This is a genomic window from Prevotella sp. HJM029 (assembly GCF_000599605.1).
Classification (GTDB): Bacteria; Bacteroidota; Bacteroidia; order Bacteroidales; family Bacteroidaceae; genus Prevotella.
Map to the genome: position 1 here is coordinate 1 of NZ_AZHT01000040.1, position 22,231 is coordinate 22,231.

At 46.5% G+C, this 22,231-nt stretch carries 21 protein-coding genes and 4 tRNA genes; 6 read left to right on the top strand and 19 right to left on the bottom strand.

What is annotated here, in order from left to right:
• Positions 1-278: 278 nt before the first annotated feature.
• A complete protein-coding gene (locus X919_RS0104000) occupies positions 279-1,217 on the bottom strand; it encodes a ribose-phosphate pyrophosphokinase (protein WP_028899119.1) in 939 nt (312 codons plus the stop codon).
• 230 nt (positions 1,218-1,447) lie between these two features.
• On the opposite strand from X919_RS0104000, the gene nspC reads away from it, so the two are divergent.
• The 3 genes from nspC to queF all read left to right on the top strand — a co-directional run bounded on the left by nspC (position 1,448) and on the right by queF (position 3,884).
• On the top strand, positions 1,448-2,611 hold the full coding sequence (nspC, locus tag X919_RS0104010) for a carboxynorspermidine decarboxylase (protein WP_028899120.1): 1,164 nt from the start codon (positions 1,448-1,450) through the stop codon (positions 2,609-2,611).
• Between the two features lie 96 nt (positions 2,612-2,707).
• Positions 2,708-3,409: a queuosine precursor transporter gene (locus X919_RS0104015; protein WP_028899121.1), complete on the top strand. Its 702-nt coding sequence runs from the start codon at positions 2,708-2,710 to the stop codon at positions 3,407-3,409.
• A complete protein-coding gene (gene queF, locus X919_RS0104020; RefSeq protein WP_028899122.1) occupies positions 3,402-3,884 on the top strand; it encodes a preQ(1) synthase in 483 nt (160 codons plus the stop codon). The genes X919_RS0104015 and queF overlap by 8 nt, the downstream gene beginning before the upstream one ends.
• A gap of 236 nt (positions 3,885-4,120) precedes the next feature.
• Here the strand turns inward: queF and X919_RS0104025 are convergent, their stop codons facing one another.
• The 16 genes from X919_RS0104025 to pgk form a co-directional block, all read right to left on the bottom strand.
• The gene (locus X919_RS0104025) at positions 4,121-4,720 is read right to left on the bottom strand and encodes a 4'-phosphopantetheinyl transferase family protein (RefSeq protein WP_028899123.1); all 600 of its coding nucleotides are present in this window, start codon (positions 4,718-4,720) and stop codon (positions 4,121-4,123) included.
• Position 4,721: 1 nt separating this feature from the next.
• On the bottom strand, positions 4,722-6,047 hold the full coding sequence (gene gldE, locus X919_RS0104030) for a gliding motility-associated protein GldE (RefSeq protein WP_028899124.1): 1,326 nt from the start codon (positions 6,045-6,047) through the stop codon (positions 4,722-4,724).
• Between the two features lie 19 nt (positions 6,048-6,066).
• On the bottom strand, positions 6,067-6,537 hold the full coding sequence (locus tag X919_RS0104035) for a single-stranded DNA-binding protein (RefSeq protein ID WP_036916931.1): 471 nt from the start codon (positions 6,535-6,537) through the stop codon (positions 6,067-6,069).
• 36 nt (positions 6,538-6,573) lie between these two features.
• Positions 6,574-7,119 (bottom strand): hypothetical protein, encoded by a 546-nt coding sequence (locus X919_RS0104040; protein ID WP_028899126.1) that lies wholly within the window; start codon positions 7,117-7,119, stop codon positions 6,574-6,576.
• A 25-nt stretch (positions 7,120-7,144) separates the two neighbouring features.
• Positions 7,145-7,217 (bottom strand) — tRNA-Gly (locus X919_RS0104045).
• 31 nt (positions 7,218-7,248) lie between these two features.
• Positions 7,249-7,331: transfer RNA gene (locus X919_RS0104050), tRNA-Leu, on the bottom strand.
• Positions 7,332-7,358: 27 nt separating this feature from the next.
• A tRNA-Leu gene (locus X919_RS0104055) sits at positions 7,359-7,439 on the bottom strand.
• A 45-nt stretch (positions 7,440-7,484) separates the two neighbouring features.
• A tRNA-Gly gene (locus X919_RS0104060) sits at positions 7,485-7,557 on the bottom strand.
• 183 nt (positions 7,558-7,740) lie between these two features.
• Entirely contained in the window at positions 7,741-8,205 is a 465-nt protein-coding gene (locus X919_RS14745) for an HNH endonuclease (protein ID WP_036916934.1), read from the bottom strand.
• Between the two features lie 134 nt (positions 8,206-8,339).
• Complete coding sequence (locus X919_RS0104070; protein WP_028899127.1) at positions 8,340-9,107, bottom strand: hypothetical protein; 768 nt, start codon at positions 9,105-9,107, stop codon at positions 8,340-8,342.
• A 6-nt stretch (positions 9,108-9,113) separates the two neighbouring features.
• Positions 9,114-9,821 carry an ABC transporter ATP-binding protein gene (locus tag X919_RS0104075; RefSeq protein WP_028899128.1) on the bottom strand — a complete coding sequence of 236 codons (708 nt, stop codon included), beginning with the start codon at positions 9,819-9,821 and terminating at the stop codon, positions 9,114-9,116.
• Positions 9,818-11,074, bottom strand: a complete 1,257-nt coding sequence (nosD, locus tag X919_RS0104080; protein ID WP_028899129.1) for a nitrous oxide reductase family maturation protein NosD — start codon at positions 11,072-11,074, stop codon at positions 9,818-9,820. Before nosD ends, X919_RS0104075 begins: the two co-directional genes overlap by 4 nt.
• Entirely contained in the window at positions 11,038-11,523 is a 486-nt protein-coding gene (locus X919_RS0104085; RefSeq protein ID WP_051502411.1) for a nitrous oxide reductase accessory protein NosL, read from the bottom strand. Before X919_RS0104085 ends, nosD begins: the two co-directional genes overlap by 37 nt.
• 5 nt (positions 11,524-11,528) lie before the next feature.
• Positions 11,529-12,152, bottom strand: coding sequence for a hypothetical protein (locus tag X919_RS0104090; protein WP_028899131.1), 624 nt, complete (start codon positions 12,150-12,152; stop codon positions 11,529-11,531).
• Between the two features lie 101 nt (positions 12,153-12,253).
• Complete coding sequence (nosZ, locus tag X919_RS0104095) at positions 12,254-14,287, bottom strand: Sec-dependent nitrous-oxide reductase (RefSeq protein WP_028899132.1); 2,034 nt, start codon at positions 14,285-14,287, stop codon at positions 12,254-12,256.
• A gap of 243 nt (positions 14,288-14,530) precedes the next feature.
• Complete coding sequence (gene pgk / locus X919_RS0104105) at positions 14,531-15,778, bottom strand: phosphoglycerate kinase (RefSeq protein ID WP_028899133.1); 1,248 nt, start codon at positions 15,776-15,778, stop codon at positions 14,531-14,533.
• A 135-nt stretch (positions 15,779-15,913) separates the two neighbouring features.
• Here pgk and X919_RS15910 point away from each other — a divergent pair, with 135 nt between their 5' ends.
• Positions 15,914-16,135, top strand: coding sequence for a hypothetical protein (locus tag X919_RS15910; protein ID WP_253270078.1), 222 nt, complete (start codon positions 15,914-15,916; stop codon positions 16,133-16,135).
• A 173-nt stretch (positions 16,136-16,308) separates the two neighbouring features.
• On the opposite strand, the gene queC is transcribed toward X919_RS15910, so the two are convergent.
• Together queC and radA are read right to left on the bottom strand one after the other, a co-directional pair.
• The gene (queC, locus tag X919_RS0104115) at positions 16,309-16,968 is read right to left on the bottom strand and encodes a 7-cyano-7-deazaguanine synthase QueC (RefSeq protein WP_028899135.1); all 660 of its coding nucleotides are present in this window, start codon (positions 16,966-16,968) and stop codon (positions 16,309-16,311) included.
• Between the two features lie 3 nt (positions 16,969-16,971).
• Positions 16,972-18,354, bottom strand: a complete 1,383-nt coding sequence (radA, locus tag X919_RS0104120; protein ID WP_028899136.1) for a DNA repair protein RadA — start codon at positions 18,352-18,354, stop codon at positions 16,972-16,974.
• A gap of 165 nt (positions 18,355-18,519) precedes the next feature.
• Between radA and X919_RS0104125 the strand changes: the two genes are divergently transcribed.
• Together X919_RS0104125 and X919_RS0104130 are read left to right on the top strand one after the other, a co-directional pair.
• Positions 18,520-19,455, top strand: coding sequence for an ABC transporter substrate-binding protein (locus tag X919_RS0104125; RefSeq protein ID WP_051502412.1), 936 nt, complete (start codon positions 18,520-18,522; stop codon positions 19,453-19,455).
• Positions 19,456-21,873: a hypothetical protein gene (locus tag X919_RS0104130; RefSeq protein ID WP_028899138.1), complete on the top strand. Its 2,418-nt coding sequence runs from the start codon at positions 19,456-19,458 to the stop codon at positions 21,871-21,873.
• Positions 21,874-22,231: the final 358 nt, after the last annotated feature.

Below are 22,231 nucleotides of genomic sequence, written 5' to 3' on the forward strand. Positions count from 1 at the left end.
TCGTTTTGGCTTGCGGAGAACTCCGACGCCTCGTTTTTACTTCGTTTTGGCTTGCGGAGAACTCCGACGCTTCGTTTTTTGCTTTTTTGGGCTTGCTAATTTTTTAGCAAGCCCATTTTTTGCTTTTTTGCCGTTGCTAATTTTTTAGCAGCCCCATTTTTTGCTTTTTCGGGCTTGCTAACGCGTTAGCAGCGGCGTATGAACATGAAACGGGCGCTCATTCGAAAAACAAATGAACGCCCGTTGATGGTTGGCTTTCGTGCTTGGCGCGCAGGCCGTTAAACTAAATATTGCGACGAGATGCTCTCGTTGTCGACAACGCGGCGGATGGTTTCGGCAAACATGTCGGCTACGGAGAGCTGTTTCACCTTTGCGCTGCGGTTAGAGTAGGGGATAGAATCGGTGAAAATCATCTCTTCGAGGGCCGAGTTTTGCACCCGTTCTGATGCCGGACCGCTCATCACGCAATGCGAAGCGCAAGCACGAACCGACAGGGCGCCGGCCTCTTTCATGATGTCTGCCGCCATGGTGATGGTTCCTGCCGTGTCGACCATATCATCAATAATCACTACATTTTTGTCTTTCACGTCGCCAATGATTTGCATGCTGGAAACAACGTTGGCACGTGCGCGCGTTTTGTTGCACAGCACCAGTGGACAACCCAAATACTTGGCATAGGTGTTGGCACGTTTTGAACCGCCTACATCGGGTGAGGCAATCACCATATCTTTGAGGTGAAGGCTTTGCAAGTAGGGCAAAATCACGCCCGAAGCATAGAGGTGGTCGACGGGAACATCGAAGAAACCTTGAATTTGGTCGGCATGCAGGTCCATCGTGATGAGACGATCGATGCCAGCAACGCCCAGTAAGTCGGCCACTAACTTTGCTCCGATGCTCACGCGTGGCTTATCTTTTCGGTCTTGCCGTGCCCAGCCAAAATAGGGGATAACAGCAATGATGTTGCGTGCTGAAGCGCGCTTCGCAGCATCAATCATGAGCAGCAGCTCCATGAGGTTGTCCGAATTGGGGAATGTGCTCTGAACCAAGAACACGTCGCGGCCACGAATAGACTCTTCATAAGAAACGGCAAACTCGCCATCGGAGAAGCGGGTCACCACTAAGTTTCCTAAAGGACAATTTAAACTTGCACATATTTTCTCTGCAAGGTAACGTGTGCTCGTACCCGAAAAAACTAAAAAGGAGTTATTTTCACTCATTCTTATTTGTGTTTATGTTGATGAAGTTGATTGCATGCTGTGCTAACTTTTCTTCAACGTGCAGAAAGCAGTTGGCCTTCGGCGCGTGGGCATAGAAATGGATGTGGGCTTGCCTCTTCATTATGTTAGCGTTGAAAAACGTTGCAAATGTAGGAAAATTCTATTAAACCCGCAATTATCTCATTGCAAAAAGTTACCTTTGTACGACAAAAAAGAAGGGGAGCAGAGAAATGAAAGTGAATGTCGAAACGTTTGAAGGTATTAAGCGTCCCATGTATGTGCTTGAGGAAGTGCGCCTGCGTCGCAATCTAAATCTTGTTGCGCAGGTGGCTCGCGAAGCGGATGTAGAGGTGATTTTGGCTTTTAAGGCCTTTGCGCTGTGGAAAACTTTTCCCATTTTCAAGGAATATATTCGTGCGACAACTGCCAGTTCATTGAATGAGGCTCGTTTGGCCTTTGAGGAGTTTGGCAGTGCAGCCCACACGTTCTCTCCCGCTTATACCGATGATGAAATCGACACGATAGCCCGTTGTTCGAGCCATCTGCAATTCAATTCGCTCACGCAATATGCACGTTTCCACGAGCGGGCGAAGCATGTCAACCCAACCATCAGTTTTGGCTTGCGCATCAATCCCGAATATTCTGAGGTGGGCACCGCGCTTTATAATCCCTGTGCACCTGGCACACGCTTTGGCATCACGGCCGACAAGTTGCCCCAGCAGTTGCCTACCGACATCGAAGGTTTTCATTGTCATTGCCATTGTGAGAGTGGTGCCGACACGTTTGAGCGCACCTTGCAGCACATTGAGGCAAAGTTTGCGAAGTGGTTTCCGCAGCTGAAATGGATTAACTTCGGTGGCGGACATTTGATGACGCGTGCCGATTACGACGTGATGAAGCTCGTTGATATCTTGCAGCAATTTCGTCAGCGCTATCCCTGGCTCTACGTTATTCTTGAACCAGGTAGTGCCTTTGCCTGGCAAACGGGGCCGTTGGTGAGCCAAGTGGTCGATGTGGTGGAGGATAGAGGCATTAAGACGGCCATCCTCAATGTGAGCTTCACGTGCCACATGCCCGATTGTTTGGAAATGCCTTATTTCCCCATCGTGCGCCATGCCGAGCATATTGATCCTGCAGCAGAGCAGCCCCAGCATGCCTATCGGTTGGGCGGTAACTCCTGCTTGAGCGGCGATTTCATGGGCGATTGGCTGTTTGACCACGCGCTGCAAGTGGGCGAGAACATTATTTTCGAAGATATGTTGCACTACACCACTGTAAAAACCAACATGTTTAACGGCATTTCGCATCCCGCCATCGCCTTGGCTAAGGCCGACGGAACATTGCAGATGTTGCGCGAGTTCGGCTATGAAGATTATCGCAGCCGCATGGATTAATCTTCCACAACGTGGGCATTTTGCCAAATTATTTGTAACTTTGCGCCCACGTTTAAACAGAACCGAGTGCTTGACAAACCTCGTAAAAAACAAGAAATGAAACAAGAAAAGAACATGGTGAGTGTGCTGTTCATGCTTTTCAGCATCCTCTTTTGCGTTTGCCTCATTGCGGCCAACGTGCTCGAAACAAAGCAAATCTCAGTATTTAACATCAGTCTCACGGGCGGCTTAATCGTCTTCCCCGTCTCCTACATCATCAACGACTGCGTGTGTGAGGTGTGGGGCTATCAAAAAGCGCGACTGCTCATTTGGACAGGTTTTTTGATGAACTTCTTCTTTGTGACGATGGGCGCGATTTGTGATGCCATTCCCGGCGCGCCCTACTGGACTAACGAAGCGGGATTTCACGCCATTTTTGGTTTGGCTCCGCGCATTGCCGCCGCCTCGTTTGTGGCTTTCTTAGCCGGAAGTTTTGTCAATGCCTATGTCATGAGTCGCATGAAACTGCGCGATCGTGGGCGTCATTTCTCAGCACGTGCCATCTGGAGCACCGTCTTTGGCGAGAGCATCGACTCCATTATCTTCTTCCCTTTGGCATTAGGCGGCGTAGTGCCTTGGCCCGAATTGCCCAAACTTATGTTGTGGCAAGTTGTGCTGAAAACCATTTATGAAATCATTGCGTTGCCGCTCACCATTCGTGTTGTGAGATATCTTAAGCAGCATGAGGGCGAAGATGCCTATGATGAAGGCATCAGTTACAACGTTTTGAAAATATTTAATCTGAAAAATAATGGATAGAAAAGATGAAGGTCTGCAAGCTTTGGGTCGCACCACACGCTATGCAACCGACTATGCGCCCGAGGTGTTGGAAACATTTGACAACAAACATCCCGACAACGATTATTGGGTGCAATTCAATTGTCCCGAGTTCACGTCGCTTTGCCCCATCACTGGGCAACCCGACTTTGCCGAAATCTGCATCCGCTACATTCCAGGAGCGAAGATGGTGGAGAGCAAAAGCCTCAAACTCTATCTCTTCAGCTTTCGTAACCACGGCGATTTTCACGAAGATTGCATCAACATCATCATGAAGGATTTGGTGCGTTTGATGCAGCCCAAATACATCGAAGTGGTGGGCTATTTCACGCCTCGTGGTGGCATCAGCATCTATCCGTTTGCTAATTTCGGCCAACCCGGAACGAAATATGCGCAGCTGGCTGAACATCGGTCGATGAACTATCAGATGGATGGAGCGTCGTTGCACGCGAAGTAATCCTTCTTGTTTATCATTGTGCCACAAACAAAAAAGCTGTTCTGCAGTTGCTGAACAAATGAAAATTCAAAAAACAGATGTTTAGCAGTTGCTGGACGCCTGTTTTTGATTTAAATGGTGTATTTTTATCTACTTTCAGTGCAGCATGATGATTGGCGATGACGGGATGTTTTCATCAAAGTGGGCTGCAGAAGCCGTGTGATAGCCGGCAGCGTTGCACGTATTTATGGGGCGATTTATGCGATGTAGGTGAGCACAAAGTCCTCGTTGGCGCGGTGAACTATGCTGAAGCTGCGGCCTTGGCGCAGGTTTTCGATGGATCGGATGCCGGGCTTTTCGTCATGATGAGCCACGCGCATGTCGAAAAATTGCAAATCTTCTGCTGAGCAATATTTGTAGAGTGTCTCTTTGGCACACCATATCAACAAACGCTCTTCGGTAGTCAGAGCTTGCTCATCGGTTCGTATAAATCGGTCGGCAATGCGGTTGACACGCGGGCTGATGTATTCGATGTCAACGGCTACCTCGTGCGTTTTTGACAGGATGACCGCAGCATAGCCTTTCGTGTGGCTGATGCTGATGTGATAGTTGGCGATGAAAGGCTTTCCAGCTGCGTTGTGCATGATGCGGAGGGGCTGCTGTGTTAGCTGTTCAACAAGCGCATAAACGGCTAAACGTTCCACTTGTCGGCTACTGCTGTGGCACGACGTCAGTTCGTCTTGAAAAATGGTTTGCAGAAAGGGGGATGATGCACAGAAGTCGGCGGCCGTCTCTTCTATTTTCCAAATACCCAATAGCGTGTCGGGAGTGACGTCTTCGCAGGATAGTAATGGCATATTATCCCACTTTTGGATGGATAGACACTTTTATTTTGCTAATGCGGCGACCTTCGATGCTGAGAATCTCAAAGGTGAATTGTTGGTAATTTATTTTCTCGTGTATGACGGGGAAATCGCCTTTGAGCTCTAACAACAATCCAGCCAAAGAGTCGGCGTCGCCCTCAACATCGTCAAAAATATCGTCGTCGAGTGCAAGGATTTTGCAGAAATCGCTCAAAAGAACTTTGCCTTCGAAGATATAGGTGCTGGCATCAATCTTGGTGTAGCTTTTGACATCGTCGTCGTATTCATCGTTAATCTCACCTACGATTTCTTCTAAAATATCTTCTAAAGTGATGAGTCCACTGGTACCGCCAAACTCGTCAACGACGATGGCGATGTGGATTTTGTTTTCTTGGAATTCGCGCAGCAAATCGTCGATTTTCTTCGTTTCGGGCACAAAATAGGGTGGGCGAATGAGGCTCTGCCAGCGGAAAGTTGCCGACTTCGAGAGGTGGGGAAGCAAATCTTTGATGTAGAGAATGCCGCGGATGTGATCGGTATTGTCTTGATAGACGGGAATGCGGCTATAGTTATTCTCGATAATACATTGCAACACTTCGGTGAAATTGCTGTGAATATCTAAGTTAACGATGTCTTGTCGGGTAGTCATTACTTCTTTTGCGGTTTCATCGCCAAAGCGAATGATGCCTTGGAGCATGCTTTGTTCGTCTTTGATGTCTTCTTTGTCGGTAAGTTCTAAGGCTTGTTCTAAATCGTCGACGCTGAGTTGGCGATTTTTCTTTTGCCAGACTTTTTCGGCGATGACACCACTTTTGGTAAGAAGGGTTTCTAAAAGCCAGAAAAACTTGCGAAAGAAAAGAATGCCATTTACTGCAAAACGGCAGAAAGTGAGTGGATTCTGACGGCTATAAACTTTGGGCATGATTTCGCCAAAGAGCAGCAAAAGAAAGGTGAGCAGCACCGTGAGCACCAAAAACTCGAGCCATTCCGCTCTTGGCCCAAAGTGGATGAGCGAGCCGAAGATGAAGTTGCAAAGCATGATGACGGTGACATTCACAAAATTGTTGGTGATGAGAATGGTGGCCAACGTGCGTTCGCTGTCTTGGCGGAGCATTTCTATTTTGCGATCTTTTGCATTGTGCTCGACATCTAAATCTGCAATGTCGGTGGGAGAAAGACTAAAAAATGAAATCTCTGATGCACTGGCAAATCCCGAGAGTAGTAGTAGAAAAACTACTAAAAAGAATGAGATGACTACGCCAAGGGTGGGCGTCTGGAGTGTGATATCGGAAAAAGCTTCCGTAAACGATGATATGTCCAAGAGCTTTGTTATTTTAAACTTAGAATGGCAGAGTTTTATCGTCGTCTGTAATGTTGTCTACTGGCGATGTGTTTTGCTTTTTTGTAGCTTGTTGTGAGGGGATAGGCTGAGCGGTTGTTGGTTGCGCAGTATTTTGTAAAGCATTCTCCTCTCTTTCTATGGGTTTGGGATTGAGTAGTTCCATGTTCTCAACAAGGATTTCAGTAACATAGCGTCGCTGTCCTTTTTGATCGTCATAGCTGCGGTAACGAATACGCCCTTCAACATAAAGTTTGTCACCTTTATGTACATGTTTCTCTACCACTTTAGCCAATCCGCGCCATACAACGAGGTTGTGCCAGTCAGTGTGGTCGGGCACTTTGGTTCCATTTTGCAAAGTATAGCCGCGCTCTGTTGTTGCAAGTGGGAACTGTGCTACAGCTTGATCGGTGTCATAATAGCGCACATCGGGCTCTTTCCCGACGTTACCAATCAACATCACTTTATTCATTATGAAAACTTTAAAATGAGACAGATTAGGAAAGGCCTATTTCCACATGCCTAAATAGCGGAATTGAAAATTCTTTCCTTTTGCCGATGGGAATTGCGAACGATTATCAACACGTGTGCGTAAGTATTCAACAATGCGGTCATAGCAATCTTGTCCAGAATTGGCTTTGCATTGTACCACGAACTGTGTGTCACGATATTCATGCTTTCCTGTAGTAGGGATAAGCACTACGCGTTTGAAATTTAAAGCACCTTCATACCAGCCTGGCTGCATCTCTGTGAGCCGTGTTATGGCCGAAGCAGCTAAAGCATGTTTTTCTATTAAAGGAGTATTGGTTTGCATAGCTTTCTTTTCTTTAAAATCTGTCATTGTTGTTGCTGTCGTCTTGATAATGATGAAATAGGCGCGTTGATGCACTTTGTAGCGTTTAGGATAAGATACATCACTGGCTACATAGGCACGAATATCACCCTCTAAAGCATGAGTCAGTACTATATCAGGAATAGAACTTAGAAAATCGAGAGCTTCTTCAACAGAAGAAACCAAAACCTCACGATTGAAATATCTTAAATATAGATTCATGAACTTGTATGTTTCTCGATAAAAGAGCGGAAAACGGGATTCGAACCCGCGACCCCGACCTTGGCAAGGTCGTGCTCTACCAACTGAGCTATTTCCGCATAGAGATAATTCTTTGTCTTTTTTTATATGTGAAGAGGAGGAGACTCGAACTCCCACGTCACAATTGACACTACCCCCTCAAAGTAGCGCGTCTACCATTCCGCCACCTCTCCAGCATATTTGTAATACTAAATAAAATGTGCCCAGAACAGGACTCGAACCTGCACGCCGTTAAACACACGCACCTGAAACGTGCGCGTCTACCATTCCGCCACCTGGGCTTATGAGAAGAGATAAATCTCTCTGCGCATCTTATTCAGCATTAGAGCGGAAAACGGGACTCGAACCCGCGACCCCGACCTTGGCAAGGTCGTGCTCTACCAACTGAGCTATTTCCGCATAAAATGATTATTCTAAAGGCATTTCGCTAAATGCGGTTGCAAAGATAAGGCTTTTTTTAAGACACCACAAACTTTTGCTCATTTTTTTTGGAAAAAAATAATAGATTTCTTTGTTAGAGTTTTCTCCTATAAAACATAAGTTCTTGATAATTTAGTGCTTCTATTATCAGATTTTTCTTACCTATTTTTCATATGATAGTCTGTTTTTCTGTAAAAAGGTTTCAGGTTGTGGATAAGACATTGGAATATAGTACCAATCAAATGGTAGGTGCATAGAGTCAATTTCTTCTAAAGACTTATTCATTAAATGCTGTTCTGTGCTGTAGATATAAATATTTTTTATATAATGAATCAGAACATCTATAGGCGGATATTCCTTTCGCACTGTTGTATACCATTTTAATAAATCCATAGAGCCTTTGCTTGAATTGCATGTTTTGCAGACCATGATGAGATTATTCATTTCGTTTCGGCCACCTTTGCTGCGTGGAAAGACATGATCTTTCGTCAGTTCCTTGGTAGCCATAATCTTGCCACAATACCAGTAATAATTATTTTTACGTATTTTGATTATATTCAATTCTATGAAATCCTGAATATTCCATACTCCTTCTTTATATGCTTTAAAGGACTTTGACCGAATCATAAAGCATACTCAATCATATTTTAATTTCCGTGCTTTTATAGCATAGTGTAACATTTGTAAGTTGGCATATGACCAATAAAGGAGTTCTCCAAAGTTTGCAAATGCTCTTTCTTTCATAGCAATATTATGGCATGTTATAAATCCTTTTTCTTAAATATGTGTGAGGAGAACGCATAAGGAAGTACAATCCATAAGAGAAGCAGTAAGGATGAAACAATGATTCCACCGGTAGCTCCTAAAAACTCTTTGAAGGCTGCACCACCATATCCCATCATAGCTGAGACATCCATCTTAAGGATTACCTGGAATCGAGCTAAATCGAGTGGATTAAGCATTAAGAATGAGAGTAAAAGAGTCTCAATTGGCCACTCACTAAACAAGAAAACGAAATAAAGTAGGACGGCATCATAAATCATTGTCAGGAGCAACCAGATGAGGATTGAGATACCTATGCCTCGTGTCTTTTCACTTGTAAGCATCGTCGTTAAGAAGGCTAACGAAACGAAAATCTGCGTGGTTACACAGCCCATGAGTATTAGAACGATTGCTGTTTCCCAGTCTGTATAGAGCAACATGGGAATACCCGCTCCGAGTAGAAATGAAATTTGGAGGCTGGAAGAGACGCCTGCGTAAAAACTTTTCCAAATTTGTTGCCGTTTGAGTGGCTGACTTAATAGGAGAACAATAAAGTCGTGCGAATCGTAGAGATAGGTTACAGTATAAAGCAGCGACATGAGTGGGGTTATGGACAGAATGATATTCAGTTCTGTGAGTGCCCCTTTTGATGCATTATCTTGTAGTAAAAGCGATGTCCATGAAAGGAGTGCTAATAATATAAGATATATAATGACAACCTTATCTTTTATATTATCTGTAAAAATAATTTTCGTAATCTTTCCCATAACGTTTTATTGTTTCTTGTGTTTTTCTAATAATGACATGACACCTTGTGAAACATTTTCTAGTCCAGTCTCCTCTAAAAGTTGTTGAACCGATTTAAAAAATAGTACTCTGCCTTCATCCATAAAGATGATGTGGGTGACAATACCTTCTAATTCGCTGAGGATATGTGAAGTAATAAAAACCAATTTATTCTTCTCTTTAGCAATTTTATTTTTTAAAATATTAGCAGCAATGGGATCTAAACTGGCTGTTGGCTCATCGAGGATTAGTATGTCTGGATTGAAGAGAAATGCTAAAGCTGCATTCACCTTTTGGCTCGTGCCCCCCGATAGTGCCTTTGTTTTCTTATTTGCAATATCTTCAATTCGAAACGCTTTATATAATTCATCATCGTATTCATCGTTGTTTCCGCGTATCTCTCGGATGGTTTTGAACGTTTCTGCCACGCTCATGTTCTCAGGGAAACAGCTACTTTGTGGCATAAACCCAATATGTTGGCGATAGGAGGGGCGTGTGTTAATGTCCACGCCATCTACTAAAATTTGACCAGATTGGGGAGTTACTAAACCAAGGATACATTTCATGAGAGTTGTCTTTCCACATCCATTAGGTCCAACAAAGCCAATACACTGTCCCTTCTCTAACTGCAAATTAACATCGTGGAGTACATGTAGTTTGCCATAAAACTTATTGAGGTTGCTTATTGTTATCATATTTTAATGGGTTTCATATAGGGGTGGTTGTCAACATAATTATCAGGAGTGATAGAGGGTAGCAGCTTCTCGGTGCTATCAAGTAAATCCATTAAGAAACTGTGAAAAAAGAATAATACATTCTCATTTTGTTCAGCGAGCATAGAAAAAAGACTTAGTGGATGGAAGGGAACATCACCTCTACCATCTTTATTCAGGTCATAACCTTCATACTTATCCCAATAGTTACCATTCACAATATTGCGATTATAGCTCACGTTGGTCGTCATATCGAATGTATTTCCGAGAAAGTTATTCTCGCAGATGGTGTCATTTGTACTAGCCGAAATTAATCGCATGCCCCAACCATTTCCTTTAATTTCATTACGTTTTATGAATAAATCCGAGCCGCCATCAACAAGAAGTCCTACGGTGTTATTGAGGAAACGATTTCCTTTAATAGAGCTATATTGAAGCTCTTTAATAAGTAATCCATAAGACGAAGTGCCTCGATTGAATGTAAAAACATTATTCAACATTGTTACATGGTGTGCAAACATAACTGCCACACCAGCTTGGTTGTGGCTAAAAAAATTTGCACGGTAGACGTTAAAATGCGAAAACATGAAATGGAGTCCATAGCGTGCACATCCGCTGACTTTATTGTGTTCGATGCATGAAGCATTTACAAATTCGAGATAAATACCATCTCGATTATGTCCAATTACATTTTCGGCAATATGCATGTCGTCACATTTCCAGCAATGTATTGCATTTCCCATGATTGCGTTTTGCACTATATTGCTCGAAATATTGTTGCGAATTACCGTGCAATGTCTACTGTTTTGGAACATAATACTGAATTGATTTGCTCGAAACACACAATTGCGGATAATGACGAAACTCGCGTTTTCAATGTGTAGGCCACTGTAATCAATTCGTGAAGAGCGTGCGGAATGTTGTATTTGGAAGCCGTCAATTACCACATTATTGGTTTTTACTTGAATAACGTTGCCTTGCAGACTTCCGTCAATAATGGGCAAACCAATACCTTTCAGAGTGATAGGTTTGTCGATTAGTAAGTGCTCTTTATAGACTTTTCCTGCATAGACTACGATTTCATCATGTGGCTGAGCTAATTTCAAAGCGTCATGAATCGTAGGAAAAGTTTTTCCTTTCCCTACGTCAATCGTGCGTCCTAAACTTGGAATCGTGCACAACAAGCTGAAAAACAGCATTAATCTACACCATGTTGTATTTTTAATCTTTCCCATGAATCGAGTAGGATGGAACGCGTTTTTGTTGCAAACGTGCGTGCATGATTCTTATTTTTAAAGGCAGCTACGCCACCATTCATCGGACTTTTAATGTCTTGACCGAGCACAAGATTGGCTGTTTTGATATCAATTAAAGAATCGGGATGCTCATAATCAGCTACATATATTTTAGTAACGATGCTATCAGAGAGTTTCTTTTCATTGATGTGATGAAACAGGCATGATAAATCGTCAAACTTGAAACATTTTCCTTTATCAGTAATAATTTCGCAAGCAAATTGTGGCTCTTCGATGGTCATACCACACTTCTCACAATTATCTTTACCCAAATTAACGGGTTGTGGCTTGTCATTCACCGTGCAAGCGACAACACAAAGAAGGGTCAGCAGCAACACAAAGGTTGCTGCTGACCCTTTTATAAGCTCCTTATAGAAGTTTCCTTTCATACAAATTAGTTTTGTTTTGCTTTATTCCCAAAGATGACAACTTCTTTGACAACCACATACAAGAGGATAACACCTGCAAGCATAAGCAGGTATCCACCAACATTAGGTTGTGAGAGGGCATCAAAACTCAGGAGTTGTTTCTCACCAAGGATTGGTGGTTGGTAGGACATGCCTGGCACTTTAATCGGGGCATCGGGCGAAAGGTTATGTCCATAAACATAGGTCCAATGATAGAAGTCGACAAATCCCAGGACACCAAAAATACCAAATGCTACTAAAGAGGCAATGCTGAGCTTTTTGTTTTTGATGAATGCTGTGACTAAAAAGAGCACAGCAAAGGCACCAAGGATAATGGGCAAAGCTGTGAACTCCCAGAAATCTCCAGGGTGAATTTGTGCCATTCCCACATAGTGATTTAACTCATTGATTTTGTAAAGGTCATTGCCTTCGTCACCACCTGAAACACCATCGAGGCCACCAATGTAGAGAACCATTCCCTCGGGATATTGTGGTGCACTAAGATCTATTCGCCATACAGAGGTAAATGCGCTTATCGCTGTGAATATGCCCGCAACAATGAGCAATATCATGCTTGATTTTGAGAGCTTACCTGTAAAATTAAATTTCATATACTTTCATCTATGATGAACCTGTCGTCAGCGCAAGTCTTTGATGTTGATCTTAACACGCGACAGGTTCATGATTGTTTCCTTTTTATTTTATTCTTTGATTATCGTTTGTGTGTTGTTGGAGCAGCACCTGATTGTGTGGTAGGTTTCGTCACAGTGAATTGTGATGGTAACTTATCGTCAATCGTAAAGCTCAAAGGTGTATTGCTTCCTTTTGGAGAAACGCGAGCGTAGCCTTGCATTTCTTGGTGCAATGCACTACAGAAATCTGTGCAATAGAAAGGTAAAATGCCAACACGATTGGGAATCCATTTTATAGTTCCTGTTTCTCCAGGCATAACCAACAACTCAGCATTGTTGTTACCTTTGATAGCAAAACCGTGTGGAATATCCCATTCTTGTTCGATGTTTGTTACATGGAAGTAAACTTCATCGCCAATCTTAATACCTTCAATGTTATCGGGAACAAGACGCGAACGGATGGCTGCCATGTAGACATCAACGCGGTTGCCATGGCGTTCAACGCGAGCTTCTTGTGCCGTGCTAATCTTATAGGGGTTGTGGTTGTTCTTCAATAATGTGAAGTTCACCATGTTGGGTCTTAGCATGTCTGCAGCGATTGCACTGGCATAGTGTGGTTCACCAATCAAGGGGAACTCGAGGAGCAACTTCATCTTATTACCACTAATATCATAGAGTTGTGCAGCTTGACAAAGTTCTGGTCCCGTTGGGAGGAAGCAATCCTTTGTAATCTTGTTGTAAGCAATCATATATTTGCCATAAGGTTTCTTGGTGTCGGCACCAAAGACAGAGAGATGGCCTACTGAATAATAAGTTGGGATGCGGTCTTCAATCTGACAATCCTTAAGTCTCCATTTCACAATTTCTGAAGAAATGAAGAAGCTGGTATAAGCGTTACCATCGGCGTCAAACTCGGTGTGGAGCGAGCCTAAACCTGGAGCTTGTACTTCGCCGTGCAAAGCATCTTCGTATTTGATGACGTTGATACCTTCAACTTTGCCATCAAACTTGTGGTTCTTGATGGCTTCTTGAATCTTTTTGAAGCTGAACACAGGGAGATTAGCACTTAACTTACCATTACCCACAATATATTCGCCTGTTGGGTCGACATCTACGCCGTGAGGAGACTTAGGACAAGGAATCAGGTAGAGGAAGTCATTAAATTTGCGTGTGTCAATCACCTTTACCTTGTTTAAAATCTCAGATGTAGCCTGCTCGGTGTTTTCGTTCATCACGTTGTGTGCATATTTACAAGCTTTCCAGTCGAAATCGCCTTTTGCAGCATGCTCTGCGGCTTTCTTCCAGTTGATAGCAAGGATATAGTCCTTATCGTTTTGCGAAGCATTCACTTCTAAGAGCGAGTGTGCTTGTTCGGTGTTATAGCAAGTGAAGAACGACCAGTCAGCTGACTCATTTTTGCCGCTATGACTTAAATCATAGTTGAACGGAGGCAGGTTTAATTGGAAATCTAAATTCAAATGTCCTGTCTTTTGGTCTACCTTGATGTAAGAAACGCAACCGCGGAACTTTGTCTTGTAGTCTTTAATGGATACATCGCCATTTTCATAGTCTGCAGGAACGCTGAACCGAGATCCTGCAACAATATATTCGGTGTTGCTTGTGATGAAAGGCGAAGCGTGGTTACCACTCGTGTTAGGCAACTCGATAATTTCTGCTGTGCGGAATGTTTTTAAGTCGACGCGCGCAATACGTGGTGTGTTGTTGGCATTGATGAAGAGCCAACGGCCATCGTACATGGCATTTGTTTCAGACAGCTGGGTGTGGTGTGAGTCATCCCATGGTACAAAGCCGAATGAGGTGTTCAATAGAGGTTTGGTGTTTTCGTCATAGCCATAACCATTTTCTCCATTTTGAGAGAATACAGGGATAACTTTCAAAAGACGTCCTGAAGGGATGCCATAGACGGAAACTTGGCCGCTAAAGCCGCCCGAAACAAAATCATAATACTCGTCGTAGTGCCCGGGAGCCACATAAACTTGCTTTGCAGCGTCGTCGTCGACGGCGATGTGGCCAGCCTTTTTGGGCTTACAAGCATGGAATACGCCGCCTAAGAGGCAGAGTGATGCCAATGCGTAAATTGAGGATTTCTTCATAAAAATATCTAATTAAAATTTGTTATCTGGCCGTAAAATTATATTTTTTTCTTAATTAGTGCAAGTCCTGCTTGTAGATGTGTGACTTCTTTATGAAAAATTAAACGTTTAGTTTCCATTTGTATTGAAATTTCATGCGCAAAAGGGTGATGGTATTCAAGAAAGGTATTAGCAAAAAGAACTTGCGGCACGATCTGATGGAGCATGCCGCAAGTATAATAAGATGTGAATGGCGATTGGCCATTAGCCTTTGATGGCTGCAATGCCGGGAAGTTCCTTTCCTTCGATGGCTTCTAACAAGGCGCCGCCACCGGTAGAGATATAAGAAACCTGGTCGGCCAAACCAAACTTGTTGATGCAAGCTACAGAGTCGCCGCCACCAATGAGTGAGAATGCACCGTTCTTTGTGGCTTTGGCAATGGCTTCGGCAATGGCTTTTGAGCCGTCAGCGAAGTTGTCGAATTCGAACACGCCTGCAGGACCGTTCCAGAGGATGGTCTTTGAGTTTTCAATCACCTCGGCAAATGCCTTACGCGATTCGGGACCTGCGTCCATTCCTTCCCAGCCGTCGGGGATATCATTCGAAGGTGCAACGGCTTGTTTGGCATCGTTCTTGAAGTCGTCGGCGATGATTGAATCGGTGCCGAGCACCAAGTTCACATGATTTTCCTTAGCCTTCTTCATCACATCCAACGCCACGTCCAATTTATCTTCTTCGCAGATGCTCTTGCCAATCTTTCCGCCTTGCGCTTTGGCGAAAGTGTAGGTCATGCCGCCGCAGAGAATCAGGTTGTCGACCTTGCCCAGCAAGTTTTCGATGATACCAATCTTGGTCGACACCTTCGAGCCACCCATGATAGCGGTGAAGGGGCGTTTGATGTTGTTGAGCACGGCATCAACGGCCTTCACTTCTTTCTCCATGAGATAGCCCAACATCTTGTGGTCGGCATCGAAATAATCGGCGATGACTGCCGTAGAAGCATGTTTGCGGTGAGCCGTACCGAAGGCATCCATCACGTAGCAATCGGCATACGAAGCCAGTTTCTTCGCGAAATCCTTTTGGCGCGCTTTCATCTCCTTCTTCGCCTCGTCATATTCGGGTGTGCCTTTCTCAACGCCCACGGGCTTGCCCTCTTCTTCGGGATAGAAACGGAGGTTCTCCAACAGCAGCGCTTCGCCGGGCTTCAGTGCAGCAGCTTCGGCCTCGGCATGGCCACAATCTTTGGCAAATTTCACCTCAACGCCCAATGCGTCCGACACATTTTTCACGATTTGCGAGAGCGAAAGCTCAGCCTTCACCTTACCTTTGGGCTTGCCCATGTGGCTCATCATGATGAGCGCGCCACCATCGGCCAGCACCTTCTTCAACGTTGGCAATGCACCGCGAATGCGCGTGTCGTCAGTCACTTTTCCATTTTCGTCCAAGGGAACATTGAAGTCCACGCGAACGATTGCTTTCTTACCAGCAAAATTAAATTGTTCGATCGTCATTTTACAGTTATTTTTGATGTTAAAAATCTTTCGTTTTATGCTCGGCAAAGATACGGTTTTTTCGTTGAAACAGGGAAACCTTTACCGAGATTTCATTGCTTTTTCTATGCAATCGCCGTGTTTTGGCACATCAAGTTGGCAATATATTGGGCGCATTATGCTCAATCGAAAAGGGTTGCTGGCGAGGTGCTCGCCGACGGACTAAAACAAGAAAAGGTTGCTGGCGAGGTGCTCGCTGACGGACTAAAACAAGAAAAGGTTGCTGGCGAGGTGCTCGCTGACGGACTAAAACGAGAGAAGGTTGCTGGCGAGGTGCTCGCCGACGGACTAAAACGAAAGAAGGTTGCCGGCGAATAGTTCGCCGACGGACTAAAACAAGAAAAGGTTGCCGGCGAATAGTTCGCCGATGGACTAAATCAAGAAAGGTTGCGTGGTAGAGGGGGTTGATGGAGGCTGGTAGGGTCGGTGCCTGCGTGCCCGACCGTGTCGCCCCATGAGGGTGCATCTGTCGTTGCCTTGTGGGGAACGGACTATGCGTCGTATGGAGTTGGGTCGTCGATTCCGGCGGCTTGCAAGGCTTCTTTGCGCTCAATGCAGGTGCCGCATTTGCCACAGTGGTGCGCGCCGCCTTTGTAGCAGCTCCATGTTTCGGCATAGTTGAGGCCGAGCCGTTTGCCAATGTGCGCGATGTCGGCTTTGGAAATGTTGGTATAGGGTGCCACAACATGCGCTTTTACATAGGTTCCGGCTGTGGCTGCGGCGTCGATGGCACGGATGAATTGCGGCGTGCAATCGGGATAGATGGTGTGGTCGCCGCCGTGGTTGGCGATGAAAACCTGGGTGAGGCCGTGACTTTCGGCCACGCCAATGGCAATGGCGAGCATGATGCCGTTGCGGAAGGGCACCACGGTGGATTGCATGTTGTCGGCGGCATAGTGGCCTTCGGGAATGGCGTCTGCCCCCTGGAGCAACGAGCTTTCGAAGTGGCGTTGCATGAAATCTAAGTTGATGACGATGTGGGGAATGCCCAAACGCTTGCAGTGCATGGCGGCGAGGGGAAGCTCGCGTGCGTTGTGGTTGCTGCCATAATCGAAGCTGATGCCCAAGGCGATGTCGTCTTGCCGGTCGTAGAGCAGCGTGATGCTGTCCATGCCGCCGCTCACAATAATCACAGAGTTTTTCTTTGCCATGTTTTATCCAAATAAAGTTCGTAGTGCTTCTTCAACCTTTTTCACGGGGTGAAGGTCAATGTTATATTTTCGTTTGTCGAAGCCTTTGAGGTTGTAGGCGGGGATAATCATGTGGGTGAAGCCCAGTTTTTCGGCTTCGGCAATGCGCTGTTCGATGCGGTTTACGGGTCGCACTTCGCCGCTCAATCCCACTTCGCCTGCCATGCACCAACCTGCTTCGATGGCCGTGTCGACGTTGCTCGAGAGCACGGCCGCAATGACGCTGAGGTCCATGGCCAAGTCGGTTACACGCAGTCCGCCGGCAATGTTGATGAACACGTCTTTCTGCATGAGTTTAAATCCCACGCGCTTTTCGAGCACAGCCAGCAACATGTTGAGGCGGCGTTGGTCGAAGCCAGTGGCCGTGCGCTGCGGCGTGCCGTATGCGGCCGACGAAACCAAGGCTTGTGTTTCGACCAAGAAGGGGCGCACGCCCTCGATGGCGGCAGAGATGGCCACGCCCGAAAGGCCTTCGTGGTCTTGCGTGAGCAGCAATTCAGAGGGGTTGGAAACGGGTCGCAGGCCATCTTGTCGCATTTCGTAGATGCCGAGTTCCGACGTGCTTCCGAACCGATTTTTGATGGCGCGCAGAATGCGATACATGTAGTGCTGGTCGCCTTCGAACTGGATAACGGTGTCGACAATGTGTTCTAAAATCTTCGGTCCGGCCAACGTTCCTTCTTTATTGATGTGGCCAATGAGGATGACGGGAATGCCGCTTGTCTTGGCGAAACGCAGCAAGGCCGAAGCACATTCGCGCACCTGTGTGATGCTGCCGGGCGAACTCTCTACCTCTGAGGTGGAAATCGTTTGGATGGAATCGATGATGACGAGCTCGGGCTTGGCTTCTTTGATGCTGTCGAAGATGTTTTCTAACGACGTTTCGCACAGCACTTGCACGGCACCGTTGCCTCCGATGCGCTCGGCACGCATCTTGATTTGGTGGGCGCTCTCTTCGCCGCTCACATAAAGGATGTCGCGGTTTTGCATGCGCAGGATGGTTTGCAGCGTGAGGGTGCTTTTGCCAATGCCGGGCTCGCCGCCCAAAAGCACGATGCTACCTGGCACCAATCCGCCGCCCAACACGCGGTTGAGCTCGGCATCTTGCATGTCGATGCGTGGCTCGTCTTGTGCCGAAATCTCGTGTAGGAATTGCGGTTTATTGTGGTGTTCCAACTTGTTGCGCACGGCATGGGCCGCCGATTTTGCCGCCATCGACCCCGAGTCGGCTGCAATTCTGATTTCCTTGTAGGTGTTCCATTGTCCGCAAGCGGGGCATTTGCCAATCCATTTGGCTGACTCTTGTCCGCAGTTGCTGCACACGTAGGCTATCTTGTCTTTTGCCATTGCTTTTTGAGTTTTAAAGAAGTTGACTTCGAATTTGTCCGAGCAGCACTTTTCATGAAGCACAAATGCTGTTCTTACGGCCTTTGAAAGCCACACAAAAGTAAGCATAATATTCGATGTTACAAAATTATTTATTACTTTTGCACGATATCGAAACGAAGCAAAATGAAGAAACAATCCCTGTTTTTTGGATGGAATATAAGCGCTTTGTTGGGCGCTGTTTTGTTGCTGGCAGCCTGTGGCTTGTCAGAACACGAACGTCAACGTTTGTCGCAAGCCGAGCGCATGCGTCTGCAACGCGAAGACTCGTTGGCACTGAAGATTGCCGTGTTGCCCACCTTAGATTGTTTGCCGTTGTATGTGATGAAGGCGCATCAGCTGTATGACACGACGCAGTTGGATTTGCGCTTAAAACCCTATATGGCGCAGATGGACTGCGACACAGCCTTTCGCAATCGGCGCGTGGAGGGCATGGTGAGCGATCTTGTGCGCACAGAGCGCCTGAAACAGCAGGGAATCGGCGTAGATTATCTCACCGCCACCAATGCTTATTGGCAACTCTACACCAATCGGTTGGCGCGTTTGCGGCGGCTCAATCAGTTGGGCGATAAGATGGTGGCGATGACGCGCTTCTCGGCAACCGATTATTTAACCAATCGCACCCTCGACACAGTGAAGACGCGTGCGCAGGTGTTTCGGGTGCAATTCAATAATGTGTTGATACGGTTGGATATGTTGCTCAACAACGAGATTGATGCTCTTTGGCTGCCCGAACCACAAGCCACAAAGGCGCGAATCTTGGGAAATCCCATGTTGCGCGATAGCCGCGACTTCAAAGTGGCGTTGGGTGTGTTGGCTTTGCGCACGGCTGGTGTGAGCGATGCTCGGCGTAAAGCGCAACTGGCTGCTTTCGTAAAAGGATATAATCGGGCGTGCGATTCGTTGAATCAGCGCGGCTTGCAGGCCTATGCCGATGTGATAGCGCGGCGTTGCAAAGCCGATAAAGCCACGCTCCAAGCATTGCCTAAATTGTATTATTCACACATCGCGCCACCGCGTCAGCAGGATATTGCCGTGGCGGCGCACGCATTTAAAGATTAAATGATGGAGCTCGAACATACTTATTTGGGATTGGTGCATTCGGCTATCTTTTCTGATCGGGATGTGGCCAAGGCTTTAAAATTATTTTCTGAGGAGTTCGCTTCGGGTGATTATCCCCAATTCGAAGCGCGGTTGCAGACCATTTCGTCGAATTATGATTTGATGAAAGATTACATGCGGCGCGGTTTCCAAGACCCCATGCGCAATCAACTCTACACCGATATGTTGCATCAGCTCTACAGCCTTTATTTCGATGTGGCACTGGATGAGGAAATCTACGCAACGAGCTATTATCAGTTGGCGGCGCAACATGCGAAGCAAATTGATTTGGGCGACGGCGAATGGGTGGATGATTTAGAGCGCTATGTGCAAGATGTAGCTATGCTCTCGTTGGAACAGAACGACGAAAAGGCTTCTGCCACGCGGCAGTTGCGCCATTCGCACGAGCAACAGTTGGCCAAGATTTTCGATGCCATCATCGTATCGCCTTTTTGGAGCGAAAGCATTTGCGCACAGATGAAGCGCCTGTTCTCGAGTCCGTTGATAGATGTTTACGATGCCCAGACGTTGGTTTCGGCCGTGATGCTGAGCGGACTCAATCGCATCGATCCCTCGCGCTTCACCTTGCTTTGGGAGGTGTGGCAGCAGGCCGACGACGACGAGTTGCGGCAACGTGCGCTGGTGGGCTGGCGCTTGATGTTGACCCACAAAGATTTTCACCGCATAGAAAGCTGCGATGCGCATTTTACGGCAGCACTCAAAGGAGCCGAGGGCGAAAAGCTCAAAGCGTTGTTGCTGTCAATCGACGAGCAGCTCATTTATTGCTGCAATGCGCGCAACGACATGCAAACCATTCAGCGCGACATTTTGCCCGACATGATGAAACAGGCTAATACCGATTTGCTGCACGATGAAATCTCGCCGAATAACGATGCCGACCTCGACAATATTCTTTATCCCGACAAGGCCGAAAAGGATATGGAGCGCATGGAGCAGCACATGAAAGAGTTGGCCGACATGCAGCAGCAAGGTATGGATGTTTATTTCGGCGGCTTTGCACAAATGAAACGCTTTCCTTTCTTCGCGACGTTGAGCAACTGGTTTGTGCCTTTCTCGCCTTCGAATGCCGCCTTAGACGAGCCATTGGAAACGTTGGGGCAGCAAGGTTTTGTAGGGTCACTCTTTCAGATAGGACCTTTTTGCGACTCCGACAAATATTCGTTCCTCTTTGCTGTGCAGCGCATTTACAGCCAGATGCCACCCCAGCTGCGCGACATGTTGGGCCATGCCAAGGTGACCATGGGCGAGGAGCATTTGCCAAAAGACCTCTCTGCCTTTCGGCGTCGGCAATATCTGCAAAGTCTTTACCGTTTCTTTGCGCTCAACGATTGGCGTAAAGACTTTCGCAACCCCATGCCCGATTTGGATGACCAGTACAATCATAAATTAGCTTTCTTGACCAGCTATTTCAACATCGGCAATGCGCTTCAAGAGGCTGTTACGCTCATTGCGCTGGCCGAGCGGCGTGCCCATTGGCCAATGGCTTATGCCTTGTTTGAACATTACAAAGTTCCTTTCTACAGGTGGGATGGAATTCTCCCCGATAAACTCGATAGCATGTTGACCTATCTGCGTTTGCGCATACGTTTTGAAAGATATGGAAAGACACACGACGAGCTGTCGTGTTTTTGGGAAGACTTGGGAACGCACGCCAGCCAGTTGATTTATCTCTCGGCGCTGAGCAATCCCGAAAGTGGGCTCAGATATGAAGAATTGTTTGACCGTACCAACCCGCCGAGCAGCGTATCTATGCAGGTGGAACGCAACGTGCGCTTCACATCCGACGTGGATTTGCGTCGCTGTGCCGCAGCCTATTATTGCAATCATGAGTGGGAGGCGGCGGCGTTGGCCTATCGCGAACTGTTGCGGCGCGACGAGCGCACGGAGTATAAAATTTATTTGGGCTTGGCCTTGGCGCAGCAACGGCTGTTCGATGAGGCGTTGAAACTGCTCTATCCCCTTTATTTCGACACACCCTCGTTGCCGGTGACGCGTGCCATTGCCTGGATTTTGCTCAATCAAATGCAGCTCGAACGCGCCGATCGCCTTTACGACGAGCTGTTTGCGCAGCACGAACTCGTGGCCGACGACTATCTCAACGCGGCCTATGCCAAATGGTTTTTGCGGAAGATGGATGCCGCCATCCAGTTGCTCGTGCAATGGCAGAAGCATAAGCTGAAACCTGTCGGAGGGACTACTCCCGAGAACAACGTGCAACATGATAGGCCGGGCAAGTTGAGAGGCATGTTGATGGATGCTTTCAAACAAGATTGGAGCACGTTGAAGGCAAATGGCATCTCTAAAATTGAATTGCGCTTGATGGCCGACCTCGCGGCCAATGCGCTATTGCTTTCTTGAATGTGCAACCGTCGGGCACCACAAGAAATTTTATTTTTCGCGCAAACGATCCTCGGAGGTGCAGAAAAAATCCATTGTTTTTTGACGCTCGAGCCTCCGGTGCAGAAAAAACTCGTTGTTTTTTGACGCGTGAGCCTCCGGTGCAGAAAAAACTCGTTGTTTTTTGGCGCGTGAGCCTCCGGGGCAGAAAAAAAGTCATTGTTTTTTGACGCGTGAGCCTCCGGCGCAGAAAAAACTCGTTGTTTTTTGACGCGTGAGCCTCCGGCGCAGAAAAAAGTCATTGTTTTTTGACTTGCAACCCTGCAGCGCAGAAAAAAGTCATTGTTTTTTGACTTGCAACCCTGCGGCGCAGAAAAAA

Coding starts and splice junctions, on each gene's coding strand:
- X919_RS0104000 (WP_028899119.1), bottom strand. CDS start 1,217: ATGAGTGAAAATAACTCCTTTTTAGTTTTTTCGGGTACGAGCACACGT.
- nspC (WP_028899120.1), top strand. CDS start 1,448: ATGAAAGTGAATGTCGAAACGTTTGAAGGTATTAAGCGTCCCATGTAT.
- X919_RS0104015 (WP_028899121.1), top strand. CDS start 2,708: ATGAAACAAGAAAAGAACATGGTGAGTGTGCTGTTCATGCTTTTCAGC.
- queF (WP_028899122.1), top strand. CDS start 3,402: ATGGATAGAAAAGATGAAGGTCTGCAAGCTTTGGGTCGCACCACACGC.
- X919_RS0104025 (WP_028899123.1), bottom strand. CDS start 4,720: ATGCCATTACTATCCTGCGAAGACGTCACTCCCGACACGCTATTGGGT.
- X919_RS0104035 (WP_036916931.1), bottom strand. CDS start 6,537: ATGAATAAAGTGATGTTGATTGGTAACGTCGGGAAAGAGCCCGATGTG.
- X919_RS0104040 (WP_028899126.1), bottom strand. CDS start 7,119: ATGAATCTATATTTAAGATATTTCAATCGTGAGGTTTTGGTTTCTTCT.
- X919_RS14745 (WP_036916934.1), bottom strand. CDS start 8,205: ATGATTCGGTCAAAGTCCTTTAAAGCATATAAAGAAGGAGTATGGAAT.
- X919_RS0104070 (WP_028899127.1), bottom strand. CDS start 9,107: ATGGGAAAGATTACGAAAATTATTTTTACAGATAATATAAAAGATAAG.
- X919_RS0104075 (WP_028899128.1), bottom strand. CDS start 9,821: ATGATAACAATAAGCAACCTCAATAAGTTTTATGGCAAACTACATGTA.
- nosD (WP_028899129.1), bottom strand. CDS start 11,074: ATGGGAAAGATTAAAAATACAACATGGTGTAGATTAATGCTGTTTTTC.
- X919_RS0104085 (WP_051502411.1), bottom strand. CDS start 11,523: ATGAAAGGAAACTTCTATAAGGAGCTTATAAAAGGGTCAGCAGCAACC.
- X919_RS0104090 (WP_028899131.1), bottom strand. CDS start 12,152: ATGAAATTTAATTTTACAGGTAAGCTCTCAAAATCAAGCATGATATTG.
- nosZ (WP_028899132.1), bottom strand. CDS start 14,287: ATGAAGAAATCCTCAATTTACGCATTGGCATCACTCTGCCTCTTAGGC.
- pgk (WP_028899133.1), bottom strand. CDS start 15,778: ATGACGATCGAACAATTTAATTTTGCTGGTAAGAAAGCAATCGTTCGC.
- queC (WP_028899135.1), bottom strand. CDS start 16,968: ATGGCAAAGAAAAACTCTGTGATTATTGTGAGCGGCGGCATGGACAGC.
- radA (WP_028899136.1), bottom strand. CDS start 18,354: ATGGCAAAAGACAAGATAGCCTACGTGTGCAGCAACTGCGGACAAGAG.
- X919_RS0104125 (WP_051502412.1), top strand. CDS start 18,520: ATGAAGAAACAATCCCTGTTTTTTGGATGGAATATAAGCGCTTTGTTG.
- X919_RS0104130 (WP_028899138.1), top strand. CDS start 19,456: ATGATGGAGCTCGAACATACTTATTTGGGATTGGTGCATTCGGCTATC.